Consider the following 5203-nt stretch of genomic DNA (forward strand, 5'->3'; position numbering starts at 1 on the left):
AGCTAAGCGACTTCCATATCTCACAGGGGGCAACCCCCAACTACTTCCGGCGTTCTAGGGCTTAACTTCTGTGTTCGGCATGGGTACAGGTGTATCTCCTAGGCTATCGTCACTTAACTCTGAGTAATACCTACTCAAAATTGAATATCTATTCAAACTAAGAAAACCGTTTGCTTTCATATTCTCAGTTACTTTGGATAAGTCCTCGAGCTATTAGTATTAGTCCGCTACATGTGTCGCCACACTTCCACTTCTAACCTATCTACCTGATCATCTCTCAGGGCTCTTACTGATATAAAATCATGGGAAATCTCATCTTGAGGTGGGTTTCACACTTAGATGCTTTCAGCGTTTATCCCTTCCCTACATAGCTACCCAGCGATGCCTTTGGCAAGACAACTGGTACACCAGCGGTAAGTCCACTCTGGTCCTCTCGTACTAGGAGCAGATCCTCTCAAATTTCCTACGCCCGCGACGGATAGGGACCGAACTGTCTCACGACGTTCTGAACCCAGCTCGCGTGCCGCTTTAATGGGCGAACAGCCCAACCCTTGGGACCGACTACAGCCCCAGGATGCGACGAGCCGACATCGAGGTGCCAAACCTCCCCGTCGATGTGAACTCTTGGGGGAGATAAGCCTGTTATCCCCAGGGTAGCTTTTATCCGTTGAGCGATGGCCCTTCCATACGGAACCACCGGATCACTAAGCCCGACTTTCGTCCCTGCTCGAGTTGTAGCTCTCGCAGTCAAGCTCCCTTATACCTTTACACTCTGCGAATGATTTCCAACCATTCTGAGGGAACCTTTGGGCGCCTCCGTTACCTTTTAGGAGGCGACCGCCCCAGTCAAACTGCCCGTCAGACACTGTCTCCGATAGGGATCACCTATCCGGGTTAGAGTGGCCATAACACAAGGGTAGTATCCCAACAACGTCTCCTTCGAAACTGGCGTCCCGATCTCATAGACTCCTACCTATCCTGTACATGTGGTACAGACACTCAATATCAAACTGCAGTAAAGCTCCATGGGGTCTTTCCGTCCTGTCGCGGGTAACCTGCATCTTCACAGGTACTAAAATTTCACCGAGTCTCTCGTTGAGACAGTGCCCAAATCATTACGCCTTTCGTGCGGGTCGGAACTTACCCGACAAGGAATTTCGCTACCTTAGGACCGTTATAGTTACGGCCGCCGTTTACTGGGGCTTCAATTCATACCTTCGCTTACGCTAAGCACTCCTCTTAACCTTCCAGCACCGGGCAGGCGTCACCCCCTATACATCATCTTACGATTTAGCAGAGAGCTGTGTTTTTGATAAACAGTTGCTTGGGCCTATTCACTGCGGCTGACTTAAAGTCAGCACCCCTTCTCCCGAAGTTACGGGGTCATTTTGCCGAGTTCCTTAACGAGAGTTCTCTCGCTCACCTGAGGCTACTCGCCTCGACTACCTGTGTCGGTTTGCGGTACGGGTAGAGTATGTTTAAACGCTAGAAGCTTTTCTTGGCAGTGTGACGTCACTAACTTCGCTACTAAACTTCGCTCCCCATCACAGCTCAATGTTACAGAACTAAGCATTTGACTCAGTTCACACCTCACTGCTTAGACAGACACTTCCAATCGTCTGCTTTAGTTAGCCTACTGCGTCCCTCCATCACTACATACTCTAGTACAGGAATATCAACCTGTTGTCCATCGGATACACCTTTCGGTCTCTCCTTAGGTCCCGACTAACCCAGGGCGGACGAGCCTTCCCCTGGAAACCTTAGTCTTACGGTGGACAGGATTCTCACCTGTCTTTCGCTACTCATACCGGCATTCTCACTTCTATGCGTTCCAGCACTCCTCACGGTACACCTTCATCACACATAGAACGCTCTCCTACCATACCTATAAAGGTATCCACAGCTTCGGTAAATTGTTTTAGCCCCGGTACATTTTCGGCGCAGGGTCACTCGACTAGTGAGCTATTACGCACTCTTTGAATGAATAGCTGCTTCTAAGCTAACATCCTAGTTGTCTGTGCAACCCCACATCCTTTTCCACTTAACAATTATTTTGGGACCTTAGCTGGTGGTCTGGGCTGTTTCCCTTTCGACTACGGATCTTAGCACTCGCAGTCTGACTGCCGACCATAATTCATTGGCATTCGGAGTTTATCTGAGATTGGTAATCCGGGATGGACCCCTCACCCAAACAGTGCTCTACCTCCAAGAATCTCTAATGTCGACGCTAGCCCTAAAGCTATTTCGGAGAGAACCAGCTATCTCCAAGTTCGTTTGGAATTTCTCCGCTACCCACAAGTCATCCAAGCACTTTTCAACGTGCCCTGGTTCGGTCCTCCAGTGCGTCTTACCGCACCTTCAACCTGCTCATGGGTAGGTCACATGGTTTCGGGTCTACGTCATGATACTAATTCGCCCTATTCAGACTCGGTTTCCCTACGGCTCCGTCTCTTCAACTTAACCTCGCATCATAACGTAACTCGCCGGTTCATTCTACAAAAGGCACGCTCTCACCCATTAACGGGCTCGAACTTGTTGTAGGCACACGGTTTCAGGTTCTATTTCACTCCCCTCCCGGGGTGCTTTTCACCTTTCCCTCACGGTACTGGTTCACTATCGGTCACTAGGGAGTATTTAGGGTTGGGAGATGGTCCTCCCAGATTCCGACGGGATTTCACGTGTCCCGCCGTACTCAGGATACTGCTAGGTACAAAGACTATTTTAAATACGAGGCTATTACTCTCTTTGGCTGATCTTCCCAAATCATTCTTCTATAATCTTTGAGTCCACATTGCAGTCCTACAACCCCGAAGAGTAAACTCTTCGGTTTGCCCTCCTGCCGTTTCGCTCGCCGCTACTAAGGCAATCGCTTTTGCTTTCTCTTCCTGCAGCTACTTAGATGTTTCAGTTCACTGCGTCTTCCTCCTCACATCCTTAACAGATGCGGGTAACAGGTAGTACCTGTTGGGTTCCCCCATTCGGAAATCCCTGGATCATCGCTTACTTACAGCTACCCAAGGCATATCGTCGTTTGTCACGTCCTTCTTCGGCTCCTAGTGCCAAGGCATCCACCGTGCGCCCTTATTAACTTAACCTTATTTTCTGACCTTTCAGTCATAAACTCTTATTAATACTACAGCGTTTTCGGTTTATTTTCTTGTTACTATTTGATATAGATATTCAATTTTCAATGTGCATTACTTGGTGATCTCTCACCAATGGAGCCTAGCGGGATCGAACCGCTGACCTCCTGCGTGCAAAGCAGGCGCTCTCCCAGCTGAGCTAAGGCCCCACAAGACCTCTCAAGACTAAACAAGACCAATGCGCAGTTCCTTTTCCTTAGAAAGGAGGTGATCCAGCCGCACCTTCCGATACGGCTACCTTGTTACGACTTCACCCCAATCATCTATCCCACCTTAGGCGGCTGGCTCCTTACGGTTACCTCACCGACTTCGGGTGTTACAAACTCTCGTGGTGTGACGGGCGGTGTGTACAAGGCCCGGGAACGTATTCACCGCGGCGTGCTGATCCGCGATTACTAGCGATTCCGACTTCATGTAGGCGAGTTGCAGCCTACAATCCGAACTGAGACTGGCTTTAAGAGATTAGCTTGCCGTCACCGGCTTGCGACTCGTTGTACCAGCCATTGTAGCACGTGTGTAGCCCAGGTCATAAGGGGCATGATGATTTGACGTCATCCCCACCTTCCTCCGGTTTATTACCGGCAGTCTCGCTAGAGTGCCCAACTGAATGATGGCAACTAACAATAGGGGTTGCGCTCGTTGCGGGACTTAACCCAACATCTCACGACACGAGCTGACGACAACCATGCACCACCTGTCACCTCTGTCCCGAAGGAAAACTCTATCTCTAGAGCGGTCAGAGGGATGTCAAGACCTGGTAAGGTTCTTCGCGTTGCTTCGAATTAAACCACATGCTCCACCGCTTGTGCGGGCCCCCGTCAATTCCTTTGAGTTTCAACCTTGCGGTCGTACTCCCCAGGCGGAGTGCTTAATGCGTTAGCTGCGGCACTAAACCCCGGAAAGGGTCTAACACCTAGCACTCATCGTTTACGGCGTGGACTACCAGGGTATCTAATCCTGTTTGCTCCCCACGCTTTCGAGCCTCAGCGTCAGTTACAAGCCAGAGAGCCGCTTTCGCCACCGGTGTTCCTCCATATATCTACGCATTTCACCGCTACACATGGAATTCCACTCTCCCCTCTTGCACTCAAGTTAAACAGTTTCCAAAGCGTACTATGGTTAAGCCACAGCCTTTAACTTCAGACTTATCTAACCGCCTGCGCTCGCTTTACGCCCAATAAATCCGGACAACGCTCGGGACCTACGTATTACCGCGGCTGCTGGCACGTAGTTAGCCGTCCCTTTCTGGTAAGATACCGTCACAGTGTGAACTTTCCACTCTCACACTCGTTCTTCTCTTACAACAGAGCTTTACGATCCGAAAACCTTCTTCACTCACGCGGCGTTGCTCGGTCAGACTTCCGTCCATTGCCGAAGATTCCCTACTGCTGCCTCCCGTAGGAGTCTGGGCCGTGTCTCAGTCCCAGTGTGGCCGATCACCCTCTCAGGTCGGCTATGTATCGTCGCCTTGGTGAGCCGTTACCCCACCAACTAGCTAATACAACGCAGGTCCATCTGGTAGTGATGCAATTGCACCTTTTAAGCAAATGTCATGCAACATCTACTCTTATGCGGTATTAGCTATCGTTTCCAATAGTTATCCCCCGCTACCAGGCAGGTTACCTACGCGTTACTCACCCGTTCGCAACTCATCCGGAGAAGCAAGCTCCTCCTTCAGCGTTCTACTTGCATGTATTAGGCACGCCGCCAGCGTTCGTCCTGAGCCAGGATCAAACTCTCATTAAAAGTTTGAGTTCTCACTCATTTCTGTCACTGACAGATTTATTGTTTTTTTCATTGTTCAGTACTACAACCTTAGTTGTAGTGCCCTGCACATTGGTTCGTCTTGTTCAGTTTTCAAAGGTCTTTGTCACTTGCTTCTCTCAAGTGACAACTATATTAGTATATCACAGTCGCTTTCGCTTGTCAACACTTTTTTGAAACTTTTTTAATCTTTTTTCATCAAGTGCCGCAACCACAACATACCATAGTCCGTACGGGATTCGAACCCGTGTTACCGCCGTGAAAAGGCGGTGTCTTAACCCCTTGACCAACGGACC

General features: G+C 49.7%; 2 tRNA genes and 3 rRNA genes. All 5 read right to left on the reverse strand.

Features of this window, described 5'->3' with window-relative positions:
* Position 1: 1 nt before the first annotated feature.
* A 5S ribosomal RNA gene (gene rrf / locus OCF95_RS09675) occupies positions 2 to 117 on the reverse strand.
* Between the two features lie 76 nt (positions 118 to 193).
* Positions 194 to 3095 (reverse strand): 23S ribosomal RNA (locus OCF95_RS09680).
* A gap of 124 nt (positions 3096 to 3219) precedes the next feature.
* Positions 3220 to 3292 (reverse strand) — tRNA-Ala (locus OCF95_RS09685).
* 51 nt (positions 3293 to 3343) lie between these two features.
* Positions 3344 to 4889: ribosomal RNA gene (locus OCF95_RS09690) — 16S ribosomal RNA — on the reverse strand.
* The 16S, 23S and 5S rRNA genes sit together here with 2 tRNA genes alongside, the layout of an rRNA operon.
* Positions 4890 to 5131: 242 nt before the next feature.
* Positions 5132 to 5203 (reverse strand) — tRNA-Glu (locus OCF95_RS09695).

This window comes from Streptococcus mitis (assembly GCF_946188615.1).
Lineage (GTDB): Bacteria > Bacillota > Bacilli > Lactobacillales > Streptococcaceae > Streptococcus > Streptococcus mitis_BZ.